We start from the raw sequence: 21747 nt of genomic DNA, 5'->3' as shown, positions 1-21747 counted from the left end.
GACGAGGAGGCGCGGTGCCGGCCGTACGGTAGCCTCTCGCGGTGCCCCACGAGTCCCGCGTCACGTCCCGCCCGTCCCTCGTCGCCCAGCTGAGGGCGCGCAAACCCCTCGAGGCGTACGTCGCCGAGAGCGAGGCCGCCGTCGACGGCGGACCCCGTCTGCGCCGCACCCTGGGCGTCTGGCACCTCACGGCGATCAGCATCGGTGCGACCCTCGGCACGGGCATCCTGGTCGTGCTCGGCACGGCCGTCCCGCTGGCCGGCCCCGCGGTCTGGATCTCGTTCGTGCTCGCGGGCGTCGCGGCCCTGCTGTCGGCCCTGTCGTACGCCGAGATGGCGGGCAGCGTGCCCGTGTCGGGCTCGAGCTACTCGTACGCGTACGCGACGCTCGGCGAGGGCATCGCCTGGGTCTGCGGGTGGTGCCTCGTGCTCGAGTACGCCGTCTCGGTCGCGGCCGTCGCGGTCGGTGCGGGCCAGTACGTGAACGAGGCCCTCGACGTGTTCGGGCTCGCCCTGCCGGCCGCGATCGCCGAGCCCCCGGGCGCCGGTGGCGTGCTCAACCTGCCCGCGGCGGTGCTCGTCCTGCTCGCCACCCTCGTGCTGGTGCCGGGCGCCCGCGAGAGCGCCTGGGTCAACACGCTGCTCGTCGTCGTGAAGGTGGCGCTGCTCGTGTTCTTCGTCGCCGTCGCCTTCACGGCCTTCAGCGTCGGCAACTTCGAGCCGCTGGCACCGATGGGCGCGGCCGGCGTCTCGGCCGCCGCCTCCCGGTTGTTCTTCTCGTACATCGGTTTCGACGCGGCGTCCACGGCCGGCGAAGAGGCCCGCGACGCGAAGCGCGACCTGCCGCGCGCCATCATCGCCTCGATCGTGATCATCACGGTGCTGTACATCCTCGTGGCCGTCGCCGCGATCGGCGCGCGCCCGTGGACGAGCTTCACCGACGGCGAGGCGACCCTCGTCACGATCGTCGCCGACATCACGGGGCAACCGTGGGTCGCCTTCCTCTTCGCCGTCACCGCCGTGGCCGCGATCGCGAGCGTCGTGCTCACGGTGCTCTACGGTCAGACGCGCATCTTCGTCTCGATGGCCCGGGACGGCCTCGTGCCCCGCGTCCTCGGCCGCGTCTCGGCGCGGACGCAGACCCCCGTCGCCGGCACCCTGATCGTCGGCGGAGCGGTGGCCGTGGCCGCCGCCGTGATCCCCCTCGGCGCCCTCGCCGACGCGACGAGCATCGGCACGCTCTTCGCCTTCGCCTTGGTCAACGTGTCTGTCATCTGGCTTCGGCGCAACCGGCCCGAACTCGACCGGACCTACAAGGTGCCGCTGTACCCGCTGACCCCGATCCTCGGCTGCGCCTTCTGTGTCCTGCTCATGGTGACGCTCGGGTGGGTCACCTGGGCGGCCTTCGCCGTCTGGATGGCCGTGGGCACCGCGGTGTACCTCGGTTACGGTCGCCGGCACTCGGTCCTGGCCCGCGCCTCCTGACCGCCGTCGTCGCGTGATCGGCGGGTTCGCGTCACCTGCGGCGAGTCGGTGCCGACTCGCCGAGGACGACGGGAACCCGCCGGACCCCCGAGGAGGCGCGGGTCGCGACGGACCGGCGGCGCACCTCTGCAGCACCACCGGGAACGCCGAAAGGCGCCACCCCGAGGGGTGGCGCCTTCCGAATGGTGCTGAGCAGACGTGCCGCTCAAGCGCCGAGGGCCGCGAGGGCCCGCCGACTACTTGAGGGTGATCGTCGCGCCGGCGGCCTCGAGCTGAGCCTTGGCCTTGTCGGCGGCCTCCTTCGAAGCGCCCTCGAGGACGGTGCTGGGGGCACCGTCGACGACGGCCTTGGCCTCGCCGAGACCGAGGCTCGTGAGCGCGCGGACCTCTTTGATGACCTGGATCTTCTTGTCACCGGCAGCCTCGAGCACGACGTCGAAGGCGGTCTGCTCTTCGACCTCTTCAGCAGCGGCGGCGGGGCCGGCGGCACCGGCAGCGGCCACGGGGGCAGCAGCGGTGACCTCGAAGACCTCTTCGAACTTCTTCACGAAGTCGCTGAGCTCGATGAGCGTGAGCTCCTTGAAGGCCTCGATCAGTTCGTCCTGCGTGAGCTTCGCCATGGTGTTCTCCTTATGGGTTTTCTAAAGTGTGGGTTGGTACGACAGCTTTTTAGCTGTCGGCTTCCTGCTTGGCACGCAGCGCCTCGACCGTGCGAACGGCCTGGGACAGCGGTGCCTGGAACAGGTAGGCAGCACCGAACAGCGAAGCCTTGAAGGCGCCGGCCAGTTTGCCCAGCAGCACCTCTCGGGATTCGAGATCGGCGAGCTGCTTGACCTCGTCTGCCGTGAGCGGGTTACCGTCGAAGTAACCGTTCTTCACGATCAGAGCGGGGTGTGCCTTGGCGAAGTCACGCAGGCTCTTGGCGACGGCGACAGGGTCACCGTGCACGAAGGCGATCGCAGACGGTCCGACGAGTTCGTCGTCGAACGAGCTGATTCCGGCGTTGTTGGCCGCGATCTTGCTGAGCGTGTTCTTCACCACGGCGTACGTCGCGTCTGCACTGATGGACTTGCGGAGCTCTTTCAGCTCGGCAACAGTGAGACCGCGGTACTCGGTGAGCAGAACGGCGGTCGAGTCACGGAAGTTGTCCGTGAGCTCGGCGACCGATGCTTCCTTGTTCGCCATGGCTCTCCTAAAACGTGGGTGTGCCAGCAGCCCCCGGGCACTCGACTCGGCCGCACCGAGACCGGTGCCGCACCGATGAAAAAAGCTCCGGCGCAAGCGCACGGAGCTGGATCTCTTCGAGAAGAGGAACGACTTCACACACCTGCGCTGGACGCTCTCTCTCGAGAACCTTCGGCACCCGTCTGCGATCAGACGAGTACAACCGGCGGTCTTGGGCTTCGATCAGAATAGACGCAGGAGGCGCGCTCACGCAAGTCGCGCCTCCTCGGCATCCCGGTCGGGGGCGACGACGGGCGTCGCGAGCGGCAGACGGACGGTGAAGGTGGCCCCGTCGTCCGAGCTGGCGACGTCGACGGTCCCCCCGTGGGAGTGGACGACGGCCTGCACGATCGCGAGGCCGAGGCCCGTCGAGCCGGCCTTCCGCGACCGCGAGCTGTCGGCGCGGGCGAACCGTTCGAACAGCACCGGCAGCACGGCCGGGTCGATGCCCGGCCCGTCGTCGGCGACCGAGACGACGGCCTGCCCGGACGCGTCGTCGACCGTGAGCGAGACGTGCACGTGCGTGCCGTCGGGCGTGTGTGTGCGCACGTTCGTCAACAGGTTCGCGACGATCTGGTGCAGGCGCATGGCGTCGCCCGACACGGTCACCGGCTCGTCGGGCACGTACACGTCGACGTCGTGCGTGGGGCCGGCCACGTGGGCGTCGTTGACCGTGTCGAGCACGACCCGGGTGAGGTCCACGTCGCCCGTGACGAGGTCGCGCCCCTCGTCGAGGCGGGCGAGCAGCAGGAGGTCCTCGACGAGCGAGGTCATCCGCAGCGACTCCGACTCGATGCGGCCCATGGCGTAGACCACGTCGTCGGGCAGTCCGGTGTTCATGCGGCGGGTCAGCTCGGCGTAGCCGCGGACCGACGCGAGCGGGGTCCGCAGCTCGTGCGAGGCGTCGGCGACGAACTGCCGCACCTTGTTCTCGCTCTGCTGACGGGCCTCGAGGGCCCCCGCCACGTGGCCCAGCATGCGGTTGAGCGAGGCACCGACGCGGCCCACCTCGGTGCGGGTGTCGGCGTCGGCCTCGTCGACGCGTTCGGCCAGCGCCACCTCGCCGCGGTCCAGCGGCAGCTCGGCGACCCGCAGCGCCGTGTCGGACATGCGCTCGAGCGGTCGGAGGGCGCTGCGCACGACGCCGTAGGCCACGGCGATCGCGATGGCGAGGCCGATGAGGGTCACGGCGAGGATGGTGATCACCATGACCGTGATGGTGCGGTCGACGCTGCTCGTCGGCAGACCCACGACGAGGTAGGCCGGCGTCGTGGCGACCGAGCCCGACGTCGTCGTCGTCTGGTAGCCGACCGCGAGGGACTCCACCCGGTACGAGCCCAGGGCCGATCCGAGCGAGACGGTCTCGGGAGTCGTCGAGCCGGCGACCGTCGTCACGACCGACGTGAGGTCGTCGGTCAGGCGAGGCGAGACGACCCGCCCCGACTGCTCGACCCGGTAAGCCGCCACGACCGACCCGTTGACGACGACGGCCGTGAAGGTGCCGGGCGACTGCCGCGGGCCCGACAGGTCGTCGCCGTCGGGCGTCAGGTACGGCCGGGTCGTCGAGCCCTGGGCGTTCACCATGGGCACCGAGCGACCGGTCGCCCCCTCGAGTTCGTCGTCGAGCTGACGCATCAGTGACGCCTGCAGGACGATCACGCTGACCGAGCCGATCACGATGGTCAGCAGCACGACGAGCGCGACGATGCTGAGGATCAGGCGGTTGCGCAGCGTGAGCGGCCCGGCGAGACCGGGCGCCCGGCCCACGAGGCCGCGCAGGCGCGAGCCCACCCGGGCGGGCAGGGCATCGCTCACGACGTGGGCTTGATCACGTAGCCCACGCCGCGCACGGTGTGGATCATGGGCTCTTCGCCGACGTCGATCTTCTTGCGCAGGTACGAGATGTAGATCTCGACGACGCTGGACTTGCCGCCGAAGTCGTAGCTCCAGACCCGGTCGAGGATCTGCGCCTTGCTCAGCACGCGGCGCGGGTTGCGCATCAGGAAGCGCAGCAGCTCGAACTCGGTCGCGGTCAGCTCGATCTCGCGACCGGCCCGCGTCACTTCGTAGCTCTCCTCGTCGAGCACGAGGTCGCCGACGACGATGCGCGAGTCGCCCGCCTCGCTGATGGCCGAGGCCGACCGGCGGATCAGGCCGCGAAGCCGGGCGACGACCTCTTCGAGCGAGAACGGCTTGGTGACGTAGTCGTCGCCGCCGGCGGTGAGACCCGACACCCGGTCCTCGACGCTGTCCTTCGCGGTGAGGAACAGGATCGGGGTGTCGTCGCCGCTCGACCGCAGGCGACCGAGCACCTGGATGCCGTCGATGTCGGGCAGCATCCAGTCGAGCACGATCGCGTCGGGCTTGAACTCGCGCGCCGTCGCGAGGGCCGCCTGGCCGTCGGAGGCCGCCTTGACGTCCCAGCCCTCGTAGCGCAGGGCCATCGAGAGCAGGTCGGTGAGGCTGTTCTCGTCGTCGACGACGAGGACTCGGAGGGGCGTTCCGTCGGCACGGGTGAGGCGGGGGGCCGAGGCGGTGGCGGGGGTCGTTGTGGTCACCTCTCCAAGTATCGAGCGATTCCTATGAACCGACTGTGTTCGTCCGATGAGCTGGCTGCGCATCTCTCATACGAGCCTCATAGCCGACTGATCGCGGCCTCATCGAGGCCGTCCCTAGGTTCGCTCCGGCGGCAGGCCCGACGGCCCGGCACCGCCCCAGCCAAGGAGACCCCCACACCATGTTCTTCACCTACCTGCGCCGAGAACTCGGCAACAGGCGCAAGCAGACCGTCGTCATCGCCATCGGCATGGCCCTCGCGATCGCGCTCGTCATCATCGTCAACGGCGTCGCCGCCGGCGTGCGGAACGCCCAGTCGTCCGTGCTCGAGTCCGTCTACGGCGTCGGCACCGACGTGACCGTCACGCAGACCGCCGAGCCGGGAACCGACGGTGGCGGCCCCGGCCAGCAGTTCTCCTTCGGCTCGGGCGACGGCAGCACGGAAGACGGCAGCACCGAGGTCTCGCAGAGCACGCTCTCGGCGGCGCGTGGCACGGCCACCTTCGACGCTTCGACGCTCGCCACGGTCGAGGGCGTCGACGGCGTCTCCGCCGCGACCGCGACCCTCAGCCTGCAGAACTCCAGCTTCTCGGGCACGCTGCCGGACTTCTCCCAGGGCAGTTCCGGAGGCGCGGGCACGGCCCCGGGTTCAGGCACCGGAACCGACACGGACACGGCCCAGCAGGCGCCGCCCACGGGCGGGGCCGACGGCGCGGGCGGCAGCTCGTTCGACGTCGACCAGTTCGCGGTCGAGGGCATCGACGTGACCGCGGACGCGGTCGGCCCGCTCACGAGCGTGACCCTGGCGGATGGCCGCACCTTCACCGCCGACGACGCTGGGAAGGACGTCGTCGTGCTCGACCAGGCCTACGCCACCAGCGCCGGCCTCACCACGGGCGACACCCTCACCATCGGCGGCACCGACTTCACCGTGATCGGCGTCGTGGCGTCCACCTCGTCCGACGCGGCCACCGCGAGCGACACGTACGTCCCGCTCGACACGGCGCAGGCCGTCAGCGGCCTGACCGGCCAGATCAGCAGCGTCTTCGTCACGGCGGCGAGCGCGAGCGACGTCGACTCGCTGAAGACCGATCTCGAGGCCGCCCTGCCCGACGCGACCGTGAGCACGCAGTCCGACCTCGCGTCGAGCGTCTCGGGCTCGCTGTCGACCGCCTCGGGCCTGGTCTCGAACCTCGGCACCTGGCTCTCGGTCATCGTGTTGGTCGCGGCCTTCGCCATCGCCGTCCTGTTCACCGTCTCGGGCGTCGGCCGCCGCACCCGCGAGTTCGGCACGCTCAAGGCGATCGGCTGGAGCAACGCCCGCATCACCCGTCAGGTCGCCGGCGAGTCGCTCGTCCAGGGCCTGATCGGTGGCGTCGTCGGCGTGGCCGTCGGCCTGCTCGGCATCGTGGTCGTCAACGCGATCGCTCCGACCCTCTCGGCCTCGGCCGCGACCTCGTCGGGCCCCGGGGCCGGTGGTCCCGGCGGCGTGCCCGGCGGTGCCGCGACCGCGGCGGCCGGCTCGGCGGTCGAAGGAGGCGCGGCGGCGGGCACCGGCGGAGGCTTCGGTCAGCAGATGGCCCAGGCCACGACCGACATCGCGCTGCACGCCCCCGTCACGCTCTCGATCATCCTGGTCGCCGTCGGACTCGCCGTCCTCGGCGGCCTGCTCGCCGGGGCCGTCGGCGGCTGGCGGGCCTCGCGGCTGCGTCCCGCCGAGGCCCTGCGGAGCGTCGCGTGACGCGGGTCGAGGTCGACGCGACCGGCCCGGTCGACGGGACCCGCGCCTCCTCGTCCCACCAGCACTCCCCCACCGCACCGCACGCACCCGAAGGGCCCCGACCGATGTACCGCCTCACCGACGTCGTCAAGACGTACTCGCAGAAGAAGAAGACCGTGACGGCGCTGGCCGGCGTCACGCTCGAGATCCCCGCCGGCCAGATGGTCGCGATCCAGGGGCCGACCGGCGGAGGCAAGTCGACGCTGCTGCAGATGCTCGGCGCCCTCGACCGGCCGACGAGCGGCACCGTGCTGCTCGGCGAGAAGGACCTCTCGAGAGCCGGCGACCACGCCCTCGCCGCCGCCCGGGGTCGCGAGATCGGCTTCGTGTTCCAGGGGTTTAACCTGATCCCCACGCTGACGGCGGCCGAGAACGTCGAGACGGCGTTCGCCGACGGCTCGGTTCCGCGTGACGAACGGCGCCGGCGTGCGGCGGCCGCACTCGAGTCGGTCGGCCTGGCCGAGCGCGCCGACCACCTGCCGGCCGAGCTGTCGGGCGGTCAGCAGCAGCGGGTCGCGATCGCGCGGGCCCTGGTGAAGGAGCCCACCGTGCTGCTGGCCGACGAACCGACGGGCTCGCTCGACGAGGCGACCCGCGACGAGATCATGGACCTGCTCGAGGGCGTCTGGCGCGAGCGCGGGCTGACCCTCGTCATCGTCACGCACGACTCGGCCGTGGCGAAGCGGGCCGAACGTCGACTGCACCTGAAGGGCGGTCAGGTCACCGAGAGCTGACCGCCCGCCCGCCCGCCCGGACCGAGGGGCGTCAGGCCAGCGGGTAGTCGGCGCAGGCGAAGCGCGTCGAGTCCGGGGCCCAGCAGGGCACGTTGATCGTGCCCTGCCCGCCGAAGAGCGCGAGCACGTCGTGCGGCGCCCGGCCCGGCACGGGCAGGCCGTCCGCACCGAGGGGCAGGGTGCGCAGCACCACGTCGCGGTTCTCGGGGTGGCCCAGCGTGCCGGGCTCGAACGACACCCAGAGCAACGTCGAGGCGTCGGGCGACACGTGCGGGAACCAGTTGACCCGCTCGTCGTCGGTCACCTGCACGACGTCGCCGCCGTCCAGGCGGCTCCGGAAGAGCTGCGCGTGACCGGCCACCCCTCGGGAGGCGCGTTCCGAGTTCGCCCACAACCAGGCGCCGTCGGGCGAGAACTCGGCCCCGTCTTCGGGGTGCTCGTCGTCGGTCACCGGCGTGGTCGCGCCGTCGGCGAGCGAGACCAGGGCGACGTTCGTGCGCCAGCCGGCCCGCGCCTCCTCGTCGTCCGGATCGTCGACCGGCGTCGGCAGGGCGCCGACGATCACGCTGAGCGTGGCACCGTCGGGCGAGACGCCGTGCAGGTAGTTCTTGTGGTTGCGGCCCGCGGGATGGTCGCGCGTCACGCGGCGGGCGGTGCCGCCCGGGGTCACGCCGTCCCACGGCACCTCGTACAGGTGGCCGTCGCGGGCGCTCACGATCACGGCGCCCTGGTCGGGAACGATCACGTGGTCGTTGTTGATCTCGGGGACGTCGCCCATCGGCACCGGCTCGAGTGCGGTCTCGTCGACGCCACGCGCGTCGGCGGGCAGGCGCCAGAGCAGGCCGTCGCCGTTGACGACGAGCCAGCGGCCGTCGGGGCTCCAGTTCGGGGCCTCGACCAGCACGCGGGCGCTCTCGAGGACGACCTCGGCGTCGCCTGTCGCGGGGTCGACGACCAGCAGGCGGCTCCGTTGGCCGGGCAGCAGGGTTCGGGGCATGGGATCAGTCTGCCGTCACTGGTTCGAGAAGGCGGCGTCGAAGGAGGCGCTCGGCCGCTTCCAGAGCAGCGACCGGATGTAGGCCAACGCCTCGGGGGCGCCGTGCAGTCGGTCCATGCCGGCGTCCTCCCACTCGATCGAGATCGGGCCGTCGTAGCCGATGGCGTCGAGAGCGCGGAAGGCGTCCTCCCAGTTCATGTCGCCGTGCCCGGTCGAGACGAAGTCCCAGCCGCGACGCGGGTCGCCCCAGGGCAGGTGCGAGCCGAGCACGCCCGACCGCCCGGTGGGGGGCTTGATGCGGGTGTCCTTACAGTCGACGTGGAAGATCCGGTCGGCGAAGTCGGTGATGAACGACACCGTGTCGACGCCCTGCCAGAGCATGTGCGAGGGGTCCCAGTTGAAGCCGAAGGCCGAGCGGTGCTCGATGGCCTCGAGCGCCCGCACGCTCGTCCAGTGGTCGTAGGCGATCTCGCTCGGGTGCACCTCGTGGGCGAACCGGACGCCCTCGGCGTCGAACACGTCGAGGATGGGGTTCCAGCGGTCGGCGAAGTCCTGGTAGCCGGCGTCGATCACGGCGGCGGGCACCGGCGGGAACATCGCGACGTAGGGCCAGATCTTCGAGCCGGTGAAGCCGACGACGGTGTCGACGCCCATCTTGCGGGCGACCCGGGCCGCCCGTTTCATGTCCTCCGCCGCCCGCTGACGGACACCCTCGGGGTCGCCGTCCCCCCAGGTGGACGGGCGCACGATCGCCTGGTGCCGGAAGTCGATCGGGTCGTCGCAGACCGCCTGCCCGGTCAGGTGGTTCGAGATCGCCCAGACCCCCAGGCCGTGCCGCTCGAGCACGTCGAGCCGCGACCGCAGGTACGCGTCGTCCTGGTCGGCACGCTCGAGGTCGAGGTGGTCGCCCGACGCCGCGATCTCGAGGCCGTCGTAGCCCCAGCCGGCCGCGAGCGCCGCGACCTCCTCGAAGGGCAGGTCGGCCCACTGACCGGTGAACAGGGTGACGGGGCGGGAGCTCTCGGCCATGGGTTCCTTCTCGGGGCGACGGGGGTGCGGACGGACGACAGGACGGTGCGGACGGGACGGTGCGGACGGACGACGGGTCAGGGCACGTCGACCCAGCTCCGCGACGCGGCGGAGGCGAGGACGGCCTCGGTCACCCGCACGGCGCGCAGGCCGTCGACGAAGGTGGGCAGTCCCTCGGGGGTGCCGCCCCGGACGGCGTCGTGCGCGTCGCGGACGAACCCCGCGAACGCGTCGACGTAGCCCATCGGGTGCCCCGCCGGGACCGTCGACAGTCGGGCGGCGTCGGGCGCGAGCACGGCGGCGTCACGCGCCACGAGCTGCGTGCCCGACCGCCGGCCGACCCAGAGCGTCTCGGGTTCTTCTTGTGAGAACTCGAGGCTCTCGGCGGTGCCCGACAGGTCGAGCAGGAGGCGGTTCTTGCGACCCGGCGCGACCTGCGACACGAACAGGGTGCCGATCGCCCCCCGTGCCGTCTCGAACACGACGGCCGCCTCGTCCTCGGTGTCGACCGACGAGCCGCCACGGTGGGCGTGCACCGTGGTGGTCGTCGAGGTCAACCGCGCCAACCGGTCGCCCAGGACGAACTCGAGGAGGTCGACCAGGTGGCTGCCGATGTCGGCGAAGGCCCTCGAGGGGCCGCCGGCCGCCGAGTCGACCCGCCAGTCGACGTCGGCGCTGTCGAGCAACCAGTCCTGCAGGTACGACCCCCGGACGCTCAGCACGCGGCCGACCTCGCCCGCGGCGACCCGGGCCCGCGCCTCGCGCACCATCGGGTGGTAGCGGTAGACGAAGGGCACGGCACCGACGAGCCGCCCGGCCCGGGCGGCCTCGACCAGGGCCTCGGCCTCGGCGCCCAAGGTGGCGAGCGGCTTCTCGCAGACGACGTGCTTGCCGGCGGCGAGCGCCGCCAGGGCGACCGGTGCGTGCGTGGCGTTGGGCGAGCAGACGTGCACGACGTCCACGTCGGGGTCGGTCACGAGGTCGTCGACGCTCTCGTGCGCCGTGTCGACGCCGAGCGACGCCGCCGCCCGGGCCGCGCTGGCGGGGCTCGACGAGGCCAGGGCGACCACCAGGGCGCCGGCCGACCGCGCGGCACCGGCGTGCACGCGGGCCATGAAGCCGCCGCCCACGATGCCGACGCGGAGCGGTGCGACCGCCACCGCGCCTCCTCGGCTCGGCTCGGCCCGCCCGGCCGGGCCGACGGTGACGCCCACCGGCCCCACCGCCGTGGCCACGGCCGGTTCGGTCACTTCACGGCCCCCGACGACAGTCCGGTGATCAAGTGTTTCTGCACGAGCATGAAGCCTATGAGCACGGGCAGCGAGACGACGACCGAGGCGGCCATGAGCTGGTTCCAGTAGACGTCCTGCTGCGAGGCGTAGGCGCGGAGGCCGATCGAGAGCGTGCGGGTGTCCTTGCTCGTGAGCACCGAGGCGAAGAGCACCTCGCCCCAGGCCGTGATGAAGGCGTAGACCGCGACGGCGATGATGCCCGGCTTGGCGACCGGGATGATCACGCGGAACAGGGCACCCAGGCGACCCGTGCCGTCGATCATCGACGCCTCTTCCAGCTCTTTCGGGATCGAGGCGAAGTACCCCGTCAGCATCCAGATCGAGAACGGCAGCGAGAACGTCATGTACGTGATGATCAGGCCGAGGTAGCTGCCGGTCAGCTGCACGCCGACCGTGCGCTGGATCTGCACGAAGATCAGGAACAGCGGCAGCAGGAACAGGATGCCCGGGAACATCTGCGTCGACAGCACGACCAGGCTGAAGCTGCGCTGCCCCTTGAACCGCAGGCGGGCCAGCGAGTACGCGGCGAGCACGGCCATGGCCACCGAGAGCACCGTGGCCGAGATCGTGACGATCAGGCTGTTCTTGAAGTACGACGCCAGCGGCACCGTCTGCCAGATCTGCACGTACGGTTCGAGCGTCACCCGGCTGGGGATCCAGGTGAACAGGCCCTGCACGTCGGCGAGCGGCTTGATCGAGGTGGTCAGCACCACGTAGAGCGGCACCACCACCACGAGCGACAGGAAGGCCAGCCCGAAGAAGCGGAAGACCTTGAACCCACGGGTCTCAATCATCGTGTTGTCCCTTCGGCAGAACCATGCGGATGTAGAACGCCGACGCGATCAGCAGCACGACCAGGAGCATCACGCTCATGGCACCGCCGAGGCCGAAGTTCCAGTTGTTGAACGACTGCTGGTAGATCAACGGCGAGATGAGCGTCGCCTGCTCGGGCGACGCGGGGCCGAAGAGCACGTAGGGCACGTTGAACTGGTTGAAGATCCACAAGCTCATGATCAGCAGCAGCACGGCGTTGGCCGGCTTGACCATGGGCAGGGTGATCAACGTGAACTGCTTCCAGAGGCTCGCGCCGTCGAGGCTCGCGGCCTCGTAGACGTCCCCCGGGATGTTCTGCAGCGCGGCGAGCAGCATCAGGAAGGCGAACGGCCAGAACTGCCAGGCCGTCACGATGACGATGGCCCAGAACGAGTTGCCGCCGAGCAGCCAGAACGGGCGGTCCTGCAGGATGCCCAGGTCGTCCACCAGGAAGCGGTTGATGGCCCCGTCGCGCTGGTTGAACATGAAGGCCCAGGCGATGGTGCCGACGTACGACGGCAGGGCGTAGGGCACCAGGAAGAGCGTGCGCAGGATGCCACGGCCCTTGAACGAGCTGGTCAGCAACACGGCGCCCAGCATGCCCATGCTCCAGGCGATGGCCACCACGATGACGGTGAACATCAGCGTGCGCCCCAGGGCTCCGTAGAGCTGGCCGGCGATGGGCGAGGACGGGTCGAGGGCGGTGACGAAGTTCTGCAGGCCGACGAAGGGCGCGTTGACCCAGTTGGCGATGCTGAGCTGGTTGAGCGTGATGAACGCGATCCAGACGCCCAGCACCATCGGGATGATGTGGACGAGCAGCTCGGCCAGGGCGGCCGGGGCCACCAGGAAGTAGGCGAGCGGCGAGCGGTGCTTCTTGCGCTTGGCGGGCTCGAGCGGCGCCTGCTGGTGCGGGTCGGGTGGAAGGTCCTTCTCGGCGGTGGCGGGGGGCAGGACGTTGACGGTCATGAGGGTCCTCTCGGGGCCTGGGCGGCGGGGGCGGCCGGTCGGCTGGACCGACCGCCCCCGCCACCGGCGGTGGGACGGGCTACTGACCCGAGCTCATCTGGCTGTTCGCGTCCTCGAGGGCCGACTTGACGTCGGACTCGCTGACGGAACCGCCCTGGGCTGCGGTGGCGAGGAGGTTCTTGATCGCGGTGCCGACCAAGGTCTCCATCTGTCCCTCGGAGGGGTAGAGGGGCATGGGCTGGGCGTGGTCCTCGAGGATCTCCTGCTTCAGCTTGATCGTGTCGGACTGGAACGCCGGGTCGTCGTAGGCACCGGTCACGACGGGCAGCGAGCTGAACGACTTGTTCAGGTAGACCTGCTCGTCATCGCTGGTGAGGTGCTTCACGAAGTCGATTGCCGCCTCCTTGTTGTCCGAGTTCTCGAACACACTGACGTTGATCCCGGCGACGTGGCTCTGGGTGCCCAGCAGACCGGTGGCGTCGGCGGTCTCCATGGGCACCGGTGCCACCGCGTACCCGGTGAAGTCCCGCGCCGCGAGGTTGGCGTCAGGGGCCTGGTCGAAGAACATCGCGGCTCCACCGTCGGCGAAGGTCGCGGCCATGTCGGAGCCGTTCACGCTCTCGGCGTCCGAGGGCGACACCACCTTGTCGACGGCCATCAGGTCGACCCACTGCTTCACGCCGGTGACGACGCCGTCGTTGCCGAAGTCGGGGTTGCCCTCGTCGTCGTACAGCGAGCCGCCGTTCTGCAGGCCGCGGACGAACGCCTGGTGGGCGTTGTTCGAGATGCTCGACCCGGCCATCGTGACGCCCCACTGGTCGATCGTGCCGTCGCCGTCGGTGTCGACCGTCAGCTTCTTGGCGTCCTCGACGAACTCGTCCCAGGTGGTGGGCGGCGTGGTGATGCCGGCCGCCTCGAACATGGCGGTGTTGTAGTACAGCGAGTACGACAGGCCGTAGATCGGCACCGACGTCGGGGCCTGGCCCTCGGCACCGCCGGTCGCGAAGCTCGACTGGACGAAGCGGTCCTGGCCGCCGATCGCCTCGAGGGCGTCGCCCTCCCACGGCACGAACGCACCGCTGGACTGCAGCGAGACCGCCCAGGTGTTGCCGATGTTGAGGACGTCGGGGCCTTCACCGCTCGAGACGGCGGTGAGGATGCGGTTGTAGAGGTCCGACCACGGGATGACCTCGAGGTCGACCTTGACGCCGGTCTCCTCGGTGTAGCGGTCGATGCTCTCTTGCAGGATCTCGGCGTCCTTCTCGACCGTGGGGGCCTGGTTGCTGGCCCAGTAGGTGATGGTGTCGGCGTCGCCGCTGCCGCCCGAGGCGCTGCAGGCGGTCATCGATCCGACCGAGAGGGCTCCGACCGCGAGTGCGGCGAGCCAACGGAACTTGGTGTGCATGACTTCTCCTGGTGTCTCTTCTTCGAGATTTCTCTTCATCGAGTGAGGGAAGGGGTGGTGCAGGGGGTTCGTGGTGCTGTGGTGACTCCGGTGGTGCGGGTGGTGCGCTCGGGGGTGGACGGGGGTGGAGGCGCGGTGCCGGCGTCGAGGAGGCGCCGGCACCGCACCGGGTCAGCCGAGGGTCGGGACCGAGGGGTCCCAGCTCTCGGGCAGTTCGGGCGTCGGCTCGAGGGTCGAGTCGACGCGGACGCTCTCGTCGCGTTCGGCGGACTCGGCGAGCGAGACCATGACGTCGAGGACGTGGAAGGCGAGCTCGCCGGGCACGCGCTCCCGGCGGCCCTCGCGGATCGCCTGGGCGAGTTCGGCGACGCCGGTGCCGCGGGTGAAGGTCGAGCCCGTGGCCGCGACGACCGCCGGCTCGTCGGTGCCGGTGTGGACCGTCGTGTCGCCCTCGAACTCGTTCGGGTCGGGGAACACGGCCGTGCCCTCGGTGCCGGCGATCTCGACGAAGCCGGCGCGCGCCAGTTTCGAGTCGAAGCTGAAGACGGCCTGCGCGCTGGCACCGCTCTCGAACTGCAGCAGGGCGCTGACGTGCGTCGGCACCTCGACCGGGAAGACCGTGCCGGCCTTGGGTCCCGAGCCGATGACGCGGCTGTCGCGCGCCTTCGACGCCGTGGCCGTGACCTTCGCGACGGGTCCGAACACCTGCACGAGCGTGGTCAGGTAGTACGGGCCGACGTCGAACATCGGACCGGCACCGTACGCGAAGAGGAACTCGGGGCTCGGGTGCCACGACTCGGGCCCGGGCACCTGGAAGAGCGCGAGACCGGTCAACGGCGTGCCGATGTCGCCGCGCTTCACGACCCGGAGGCCGGTCTGCAGGCCGGCACCGAGGAAGGTGTCGGGGGCGACCGCCACGCGGACGCCGGCCTCCTTCGCGGCCGCCAGCAGCCGGGCGCCGCTCTCACGGTCGAGCGCGTAGGGCTTCTCGCCCCAGACGTGCTTGCCGGCGGCGACGGCCTGCAGGGCCACGTCGACGTGGGCCGCCGGGATCGTCAGGTTGACGACGATCTCGACGTCGTCGAGGGCGAGCAGCTCGTCGACCGTGCCGCTGGCGGGGACGCCCCACTTCTCGGCCTGGGCCGCGGCGCGGTCCTGGTCGATGTCCGCGATGAAGAGGACCTTCAGGTCGGGGAACTGCGTGAGGTTGCCGAGGTACTGGTCGCTGATCACGCCGGCACCGATCACCCCGACGCCGACCGGGCCGGTCTTGCCGTCGGAGGCGACGGCGGGTCGCGAGGCCGTGGTCACGTCGCTCATGCGCGGACCCCCTGGAGGAACTCGAGGCTGTCGGCGAGCGCGGTGAAGACGTCACCGGCGTGGTCGTCGAGCTCGACGACGGGCGTGGCCTGGCGGGCCGCCTGCAGGATGTCGCGGACGGGCATGGAGCCGCGGCCGACGGCGACCTGCTCGACGTCGTTCTTGTTCTTCGGGCCGTCCTTCACGTGGAGGAACTGCACCTTGTCGCCGAGGCGGGCGAGCAGCTCGGCGGCGTCGACGCCGCCGACCTCGACCCAGTAGGTGTCGATCTCGAGCACGACGTTCGCGGGCAGGGCCGCGGCGAACACCTCGAGGGCGGGGGTGCCGTCGATCAGGTTCTCGAGCTCGAAGGCGTGGTTGTGGTAGCCGATGGTGAGGTCGTGGGCGGCGGCCGCGTCGGCGATCTCGCCGAGCTCCTTCGCGATGCCTTCGACGTCCTCCCGGGTGACCCAGCGGGTCTCGTCGATGTGCGGGTCGATGATCGTGCCGACGCCGAGACGGGTGGCGGCGGCGAAGATCGGCTCGAGGTCCTTGCCGATCAGGCCGACGTGCGCGCTGGGCGCCGTGAGCCCGGCGGCCGGAAGGGCCTCGGCGTACTCGTCGACGCGGTCGACGAAGGCGTAGGGCTCGACCTGGGTGTAGCCGAGGTCGGCGATGCGCTTCAGGGTGCCGGGCAGGTCGGCGGCGATGGCGTCTCTGACCGTGTAGAGCTGGACCGAGATCGGGCTTGCGGTGGTCACCAGGGGTGTCTCCTCTTCCGAGTGGATGTGCGACGGTGACGGGCACCGTCGGGGACTCTCAGCGGTCGAGCCGTCGACCGGTCACCCCCGGAAGAGTGGCGGTCGGCGTCGACCGAGACTCACCATAGGACCGCTTCTGTCGACCCGCAAGCAAAAGTCGACGTTTTTTCGGCGATGTTCTCTCGGCCGTCGTCGGTGGCTGTGGTTTACTGCTGCCATGTCCGACACGACGCGGTCGTCCGCCCTCGGCAGCACGGGAGCCAGCGAGATCTTCCAGCTGCTCCGCGACGGCGCGCCGCGCACCCGGGCCGAGCTCGCGGCGATGACCGGCCTCGCCCGGTCGACCATCGGCCTGCGACTCGACGTCCTGGCCGAGCTCGGTCTCGTCGGCCCCTACGCCGACGCCGTCTCGACCGGCGGTCGCCCTCCCTCGCGCGTGGCCCTCGTCCCGTCGGCCCGCGTCGTCCTGGCCGCCGACTTCGGAGCCGGCCACGTCAACCTCGCCCTGACCGACCTGATGGGCGTCGAGCTGACCAGCGACCGTCGCCTGATCGACATCGCCGACGGGCCCGAGACGACCCTCGGCGGCATGGTCACCGGGGCGGACGCCCTGCTCGACCGGCTCGGTCGCACCCGCGACGACCTGATCGGCATCGGCATCGGCCTGCCCGGCCCCGTGCAGTTCAGCACGGGGCGACCGGTCAACCCGCCGATCATGCCCGGTTGGGACGGCTTCGACGTGCCGGGGTGGGTCAGACGTCACCTCGACGTGCCCGTCCTCGTCGACAACGACGTCAACATCATGGCCCTGGGCGAGCGCAGCCACGCGTGGCCGGGCACCGACCACTTCCTGTTCGTCAAGGTCGCCACCGGCATCGGCTCGGGCATCATCTCGGGCGGCCGCCTGCAGCGTGGCGCCCAGGGCATCGCGGGCGACATCGGCCACGTGCAGATCCCCCGCGGGGCCGGCGTCGTCTGCCACTGCGGCAACGTCGGCTGCCTCGAGGCCGTCGCCTCGGGCCCGGCCCTCGCCCGCTCGCTGCGGGCCCTCGGCCACGACTGCGAGGGGGGCCGCCAGGTCGTCGAGCTCGTCCGCACCGGCAACCTCGACGCGGTGCAGGCCGTGCGGCAGGCGGGTCGCGACCTCGGCGAGGTGCTGACCGCCTGCGTCAACATGATCAACCCCTCGGTCATCGCGATCGGCGGCTCGATGGCGCAGGCCGGTGAGCACCTGCTGGCCGGCGTGCGCGAGGTCGTCTACCAGCGCTCGATGCCGCTCGCGACCGAGCACCTGAGCATCGTGCCGTCCCGGGCGGGCGACCGGGCGGGACTCATGGGGGCGAGCATGCTCGCCATCCACCACGCCCTCTCCCCCGCCGCGATCGACGAGCTCGCCGCCGCCGTCTGAGCGCGCACGCCCGGCGTGCGCCTCCTGGTCCACGACACGAGGAGGCGCGGGTGTCGTCCCCACGCCCGTCGCGAGGGACAATGGTCACCATGACCGTCGTCCAACCCATGCTCGCCCTGTGGGACGACGACGAGCCCGAGACCCCCGCCGCGCCTCCTGCGCACCTGACGCGCGTGCTGGCCGACTCGTCGGACCGCATCGCGTGGCTCCGGGCCCGCAGCCAGGGCATCACGGCCACCGACGTCGCCCGGCTCTCGAGCCCGCGGGCCGTGCAGGCCGTCGTGCTCGACAAGCTCTACGGCAACGGCTTCGGCGGCAACGCCTACACCGACCACGGGCGGGCGCGTGAGCCCGAGATCGCCCGGTGGGTGCTGCAGCGACACGGCATCGAGTCCAGCCAGAAGCTCTTCCACGCCGCGGGTCAGCGTCGTCACCTGGCCACCCCCGACGGCGTGACCGTCCGCACCGACGGCACCGTCGAGCTCTGCGAGATCAAGACGACGAAGAAGGCCTGGTCGTCGATCCCCCGCTCGTACCTGCGTCAGGTCGCGTGGCAGCAGTACGTGCTGGGCGCCGAGCGCACCCTCGTGGTGTGGGAGCAGCACACCGACTTCGTGCCCGTGCACGGCGACCCGCAGTGCCGCTGGGTCGAGCGCGACGAGGACGAGATCCACCGCCTCGTGGCCCTCGCGGACCAGGTGCTCGACACGCTCGCCCGGCAGGCGCCGGTCGACCCCTTCGCCCCGGGCGGCCGGGCTTCGGCGCCGCCGCCGCCCGACGCCTACGAGGCCTACGAGCCCCCGCCCTACGACCCGCTGCGCTGAGGCACGGGCCGATCCGGGTCGAGCAGGCGCAGCCGTGACGCCGCCACGACGAGCGCCCCGATTACCGTGACCGAGACGGCGATGCCCGCACACCAGAGGGCCACGACACCCCCGCCGAGGGTCTCCACGTCGAGGAACGGATACGGCACGAAGTCGGCGCCACGAGCCAGCACGACGACCACCCAGACCAGCGGGAACGCCAGGAACTGCCACACCCGCCGCCACGGCTGACGGTCGCGGTCGGCGAAGACGACCCAGTCGAGCACCACGTAGAGCGGGATCACCCGGTGGAAGACGTCGCTCGCCCACCCCAGCGTGTAGGGGTCGTCCGAGGGCAACCCGGCCAGCAGAAGGTTGAAGACCAGCCCGGTCAGCGCGATGTAGGTGGTGGCGCCGGCCCGCAGCGCGACCGTCCATCGCGGCGGCGTCGCGCGACGCAGGACCGTGAACGCGCCGACCAGCAGGGCGACCAGCACGATCAGGTTGCTCTGGATCGTGAAGTACCCGAAGAAGTCGACGAACCGGTACCCCGGGTCGCGCAGGCTGTTCTCCCACTGCGCGACGACGGCGACGAGGACCGCGACCGCAGCCGCGACGCGCAGGACGGCGACCGATGCTCTCATGACCACACCGTACCCATCGTTTCCCGGTCGGTGACACCCGCGAAACACGGGTGACTCATCCGTCCCGTTGACTGGCGTCACCACCGCGCCCGAGCCACGGCGCGCACGAGCCGACAGGGGCTGCCGATGGACACGACGATGCACACGACGATGCGTGCGATGGTGATCGAGCGGACCGGGGGTCCCGAGCAGCTCGTGGCCGCCGACGTGCCCTACCCACGACGGGTCAACGCCGAGGTGCTCGTGCGCGTCGTCGCCGCCGGCGTCAACCGTTTCGACCTCGAGACCCGGGCCGGTCGCGGCGACAGCGACGCCATCCCGGCGTTCCCGGCCGTGCTGGGCCACGACTTCAGCGGCGTCGTCGTCGAGACGCCGTACGCCGCCCATCCGCTCAGTCCGGGCGACGCCGTCTACGGCATGGCCCCCTGCCCCCGCTCGGGCGGCAGCTACGCCGAGTACATCAGCGTCCCATCGCTCTCGGTGGCCCGGAAGCCCGCGGCCCTGTCGCACCTCGAGGCCGCCGCGGTCCCCCTCGCGGCGCTCACGGCCTGGGGGATGGTCGTGGACGTCGCCAAGGCCCACGAGGGCCAGCGCCTGCTGATCAACGCCGGCGCGGGCGGAGTGGGGCACTTCGCCGTGCAGTTCGCCTCGTACTTCGGCGCGCACGTCGTCGCGACCGGCTCGCAGGGCAACTCGGCCTGGCTGCGCGAGCTCGGCGCCGCCGAGGTCGTCGACTACGGCGCGGCCGACGTCGACCGGAGCGTCCGCCAGGTCGACGTCGTGATCAATTTGGTCGACGACGACGTCGAGGCCGATCGGTCGCTGAGGTTGCTCCGCCCCGGAGGACTGGCCGTCCACGCGCCGCTCGCCTCGGGCGCCGCCTTCACGGAGAAGGCCGCGCAGGCCGGCATCCGGTCGACCGGGTTCGCCGTCTCCCCCGACGGGGCGACGCTCGCGGTCATCTCGCGACTGCTCGACTCGGGTGACGTCCGGGTCTACGTCGACGAGGTCTACGACCTGGCCGACGCCCGCGACGCCCACACGCGCCTCGAACGGTCGCACACCCGCGGCAAGCTCGTGCTGCGCGTCGCCGACGACACCGAAGCCGCCTGACCCGGCCACCGGACGGGGACGCCGTCGACCGGCGTGGGTGCGCCTAGATCCGACGCTCGAGGACGAAGTCCTGCTGCAGGTCGTCGCCGAGGGCGAAGGTCTTCGTCCCGACCCCCACGAGGCCGTGCTTGGCGTAGAAGCGCAGCGCACGCTCGTTCTGCTGGTTGACGCCGAGCCACACCGAGGAGGCGCCGGTCGCGCGGGCTACCTCGAGGGTCGCGGCCATCAGGGTCGAGGCCGCACCGGTGCCGTGGCCCTGGGGCATGACGTAGAACTTGCTCAGCTCGACGGTCGGTCGGGACGAGACGGCCGCCGCGACGTCGGCGTCGTCCGGATCGCCCGCGACCATCATGCTGTAGCCGAGGGCGCCCTGGGCCGTGGGGTCCACGGCCAGCAGGACGATGCGGGTGTCGTCGGCGAGGTACCTCGTGAAGGCCTCCTCCGACAGCACGGTGGTGACGACCCGGGCGATGTCGGCGAGGTCCGACCCGGGCGGGCACGCGAGCGGGAAGGTGACCGCGGCGACCTCGGCGAGCAGGGCGGCGTCGGTCGGAAGGGCGGGGCGCACGGTGACGGTCATCTGCCCATGGTGCCGCACCCGCGCCTCCTCACCCGACCACCGACCGGGTGACGACGACGAAGGCCGCCCCACTCGAGAGTGGGACGGCCTTCGGTCGACGCGAGGTCTTCGAGGTCGGGTGGACTTAGAAGACGTTGATGTCGAGGGGGATGCCGGGACCGAAGGTCGTCGACAGCGTGCCCTTGGTGATGTAGCGGCCCTTGGACGAGGACGGCTTCAGACGGACGACCTCTTCGAGGGCGGCGTCGAGGTTGGTGTTCAGCTGCTCTTCCGAGAAGCCGGCCTTGCCGATGACGAAGTGCACGTTGCTGTGCTTGTCGACACGGAACTCGATCTTTCCGCCCTTGATGTCGTTCACGGCCTGCGCGACGTTGGGGGTCACGGTGCCGGTCTTCGGGTTGGGCATGAGGCCACGGGGGCCGAGCACCTTGCCGAGACGACCGACCTTGCCCATGAGCTCGGGGGTCGAGACGGCCGAGTCGAACGACGTGTAGCCGCCGGCGACCTTCTCGATGAGCTCGTCGCCACCGACCTCGTCGGCTCCGGCCGCGATGGCGGCCTCGGCGGCAGCACCCGTCGCGAAGACGATGACGCGGGCGGTCTTGCCCGTGCCGTGCGGCAGAATGACGGTGCCACGCACCATCTGGTCGGCCTTGCGGGGGTCGACGCCGAGCTTCAACGCGACCTCGACGGTCGAGTCGAACTTCTTCGAGCCGGTCTCGCGAGCGACGGCGACGGCCTCGCTGGTGCTGTAGAACTTGCCTGCCTCGATCTTCTCGGCAGCGGCGCGGTACGCCTTGGACTTCTGAGCCATGTTGGACCTCTTCGTACTGGGGACGTGGTTGCGAGCCTGGCC

At 71.0% G+C, this 21747-nt stretch carries 21 protein-coding genes; 6 read left to right on the top strand and 15 right to left on the bottom strand.

Translation table 11 applies throughout. The features are described from left to right. The first annotated feature begins 41 nt into the window (after positions 1-41). Positions 42-1484: an APC family permease gene (locus BIV04_RS06480; protein WP_071255233.1), complete on the top strand. Its 1443-nt coding sequence runs from the start codon at positions 42-44 to the stop codon at positions 1482-1484. A gap of 236 nt (positions 1485-1720) precedes the next feature. Here the strand turns inward: BIV04_RS06480 and rplL are convergent, their stop codons facing one another. The 4 genes from rplL to BIV04_RS06460 form a co-directional block, all read right to left on the bottom strand. Beyond that, positions 1721-2104: a 50S ribosomal protein L7/L12 gene (gene rplL, locus BIV04_RS06475; protein WP_043592924.1), complete on the bottom strand. Its 384-nt coding sequence runs from the start codon at positions 2102-2104 to the stop codon at positions 1721-1723. Positions 2105-2153: 49 nt separating this feature from the next. Continuing rightward, a complete protein-coding gene (gene rplJ, locus BIV04_RS06470) occupies positions 2154-2669 on the bottom strand; it encodes a 50S ribosomal protein L10 (RefSeq protein WP_043592926.1) in 516 nt (171 codons plus the stop codon). A gap of 246 nt (positions 2670-2915) precedes the next feature. Continuing rightward, positions 2916-4523 (bottom strand): HAMP domain-containing sensor histidine kinase, encoded by a 1608-nt coding sequence (locus BIV04_RS06465; protein ID WP_083396204.1) that lies wholly within the window; start codon positions 4521-4523, stop codon positions 2916-2918. Next, entirely contained in the window at positions 4520-5278 is a 759-nt protein-coding gene (locus tag BIV04_RS06460; protein ID WP_056046521.1) for a response regulator transcription factor, read from the bottom strand. Before BIV04_RS06460 ends, BIV04_RS06465 begins: the two co-directional genes overlap by 4 nt. Before the next feature lie 167 nt (positions 5279-5445). Between BIV04_RS06460 and BIV04_RS06455 the strand changes: the two genes are divergently transcribed. Both BIV04_RS06455 and BIV04_RS06450 read left to right on the top strand, forming a co-directional pair. After that, on the top strand, positions 5446-7005 hold the full coding sequence (locus tag BIV04_RS06455) for an ABC transporter permease (protein ID WP_071255231.1): 1560 nt from the start codon (positions 5446-5448) through the stop codon (positions 7003-7005). A 104-nt stretch (positions 7006-7109) separates the two neighbouring features. Then, positions 7110-7778, top strand: a complete 669-nt coding sequence (locus BIV04_RS06450; RefSeq protein WP_071255354.1) for an ABC transporter ATP-binding protein — start codon at positions 7110-7112, stop codon at positions 7776-7778. Between the two features lie 31 nt (positions 7779-7809). Here BIV04_RS06450 and BIV04_RS06445 read toward each other — a convergent pair whose 3' ends face one another. From BIV04_RS06445 to BIV04_RS06410, 8 genes are all read right to left on the bottom strand, one after another. Then, a complete protein-coding gene (locus tag BIV04_RS06445; RefSeq protein WP_071255230.1) occupies positions 7810-8775 on the bottom strand; it encodes a PD40 domain-containing protein in 966 nt (321 codons plus the stop codon). Between the two features lie 15 nt (positions 8776-8790). Next, positions 8791-9804, bottom strand: a complete 1014-nt coding sequence (locus BIV04_RS06440; RefSeq protein WP_071255229.1) for a sugar phosphate isomerase/epimerase — start codon at positions 9802-9804, stop codon at positions 8791-8793. A gap of 77 nt (positions 9805-9881) precedes the next feature. Continuing rightward, positions 9882-11054, bottom strand: coding sequence for a Gfo/Idh/MocA family protein (locus tag BIV04_RS06435; protein ID WP_369825293.1), 1173 nt, complete (start codon positions 11052-11054; stop codon positions 9882-9884). Next, on the bottom strand, positions 11051-11890 hold the full coding sequence (locus tag BIV04_RS06430) for a carbohydrate ABC transporter permease (protein WP_043592933.1): 840 nt from the start codon (positions 11888-11890) through the stop codon (positions 11051-11053). Before BIV04_RS06430 ends, BIV04_RS06435 begins: the two co-directional genes overlap by 4 nt. After that, positions 11883-12878, bottom strand: coding sequence for a carbohydrate ABC transporter permease (locus BIV04_RS06425; protein WP_083396203.1), 996 nt, complete (start codon positions 12876-12878; stop codon positions 11883-11885). Before BIV04_RS06425 ends, BIV04_RS06430 begins: the two co-directional genes overlap by 8 nt. A 79-nt stretch (positions 12879-12957) precedes the next feature. Next, positions 12958-14322, bottom strand: a complete 1365-nt coding sequence (locus tag BIV04_RS06420; protein ID WP_255364182.1) for a sugar ABC transporter substrate-binding protein — start codon at positions 14320-14322, stop codon at positions 12958-12960. A gap of 132 nt (positions 14323-14454) precedes the next feature. Next, the gene (locus BIV04_RS06415) at positions 14455-15603 is read right to left on the bottom strand and encodes a Gfo/Idh/MocA family protein (RefSeq protein WP_071255225.1); all 1149 of its coding nucleotides are present in this window, start codon (positions 15601-15603) and stop codon (positions 14455-14457) included. Beyond that, positions 15600-16343 (bottom strand): sugar phosphate isomerase/epimerase, encoded by a 744-nt coding sequence (locus BIV04_RS06410; protein WP_143048581.1) that lies wholly within the window; start codon positions 16341-16343, stop codon positions 15600-15602. The genes BIV04_RS06415 and BIV04_RS06410 overlap by 4 nt, the downstream gene beginning before the upstream one ends. A gap of 217 nt (positions 16344-16560) precedes the next feature. On the opposite strand from BIV04_RS06410, the gene BIV04_RS06405 reads away from it, so the two are divergent. Both BIV04_RS06405 and BIV04_RS06400 read left to right on the top strand, forming a co-directional pair. Beyond that, positions 16561-17751, top strand: a complete 1191-nt coding sequence (locus BIV04_RS06405; protein ID WP_071255224.1) for an ROK family transcriptional regulator — start codon at positions 16561-16563, stop codon at positions 17749-17751. A gap of 89 nt (positions 17752-17840) precedes the next feature. Then, positions 17841-18575: a YqaJ viral recombinase family protein gene (locus BIV04_RS06400; RefSeq protein WP_235451041.1), complete on the top strand. Its 735-nt coding sequence runs from the start codon at positions 17841-17843 to the stop codon at positions 18573-18575. On the opposite strand, the gene BIV04_RS06395 is transcribed toward BIV04_RS06400, so the two are convergent. Beyond that, entirely contained in the window at positions 18557-19198 is a 642-nt protein-coding gene (locus BIV04_RS06395) for a Pr6Pr family membrane protein (protein WP_071255349.1), read from the bottom strand. The genes BIV04_RS06400 and BIV04_RS06395 overlap by 19 nt on opposite strands. 126 nt (positions 19199-19324) lie before the next feature. On the opposite strand from BIV04_RS06395, the gene BIV04_RS06390 reads away from it, so the two are divergent. Beyond that, positions 19325-20311 carry an NADP-dependent oxidoreductase gene (locus BIV04_RS06390; RefSeq protein WP_369825292.1) on the top strand — a complete coding sequence of 329 codons (987 nt, stop codon included), beginning with the start codon at positions 19325-19327 and terminating at the stop codon, positions 20309-20311. A gap of 43 nt (positions 20312-20354) precedes the next feature. Here the strand turns inward: BIV04_RS06390 and BIV04_RS06385 are convergent, their stop codons facing one another. Continuing rightward, positions 20355-20891 (bottom strand): GNAT family N-acetyltransferase, encoded by a 537-nt coding sequence (locus BIV04_RS06385; protein ID WP_071255221.1) that lies wholly within the window; start codon positions 20889-20891, stop codon positions 20355-20357. 124 nt (positions 20892-21015) lie between these two features. Beyond that, on the bottom strand, positions 21016-21705 hold the full coding sequence (gene rplA, locus BIV04_RS06380) for a 50S ribosomal protein L1 (RefSeq protein WP_043592944.1): 690 nt from the start codon (positions 21703-21705) through the stop codon (positions 21016-21018). Positions 21706-21747 lie beyond the last annotated feature (42 nt).

Origin of the sequence: Frigoribacterium sp. MCBA15_019 (assembly GCF_001864945.1) — a bacterium.
GTDB lineage: Bacteria > Actinomycetota > Actinomycetes > Actinomycetales > Microbacteriaceae > Frigoribacterium.
Note: the sequence above shows the minus strand (reverse complement) of the source record. Positions and strands in the feature narration are given on the sequence as shown.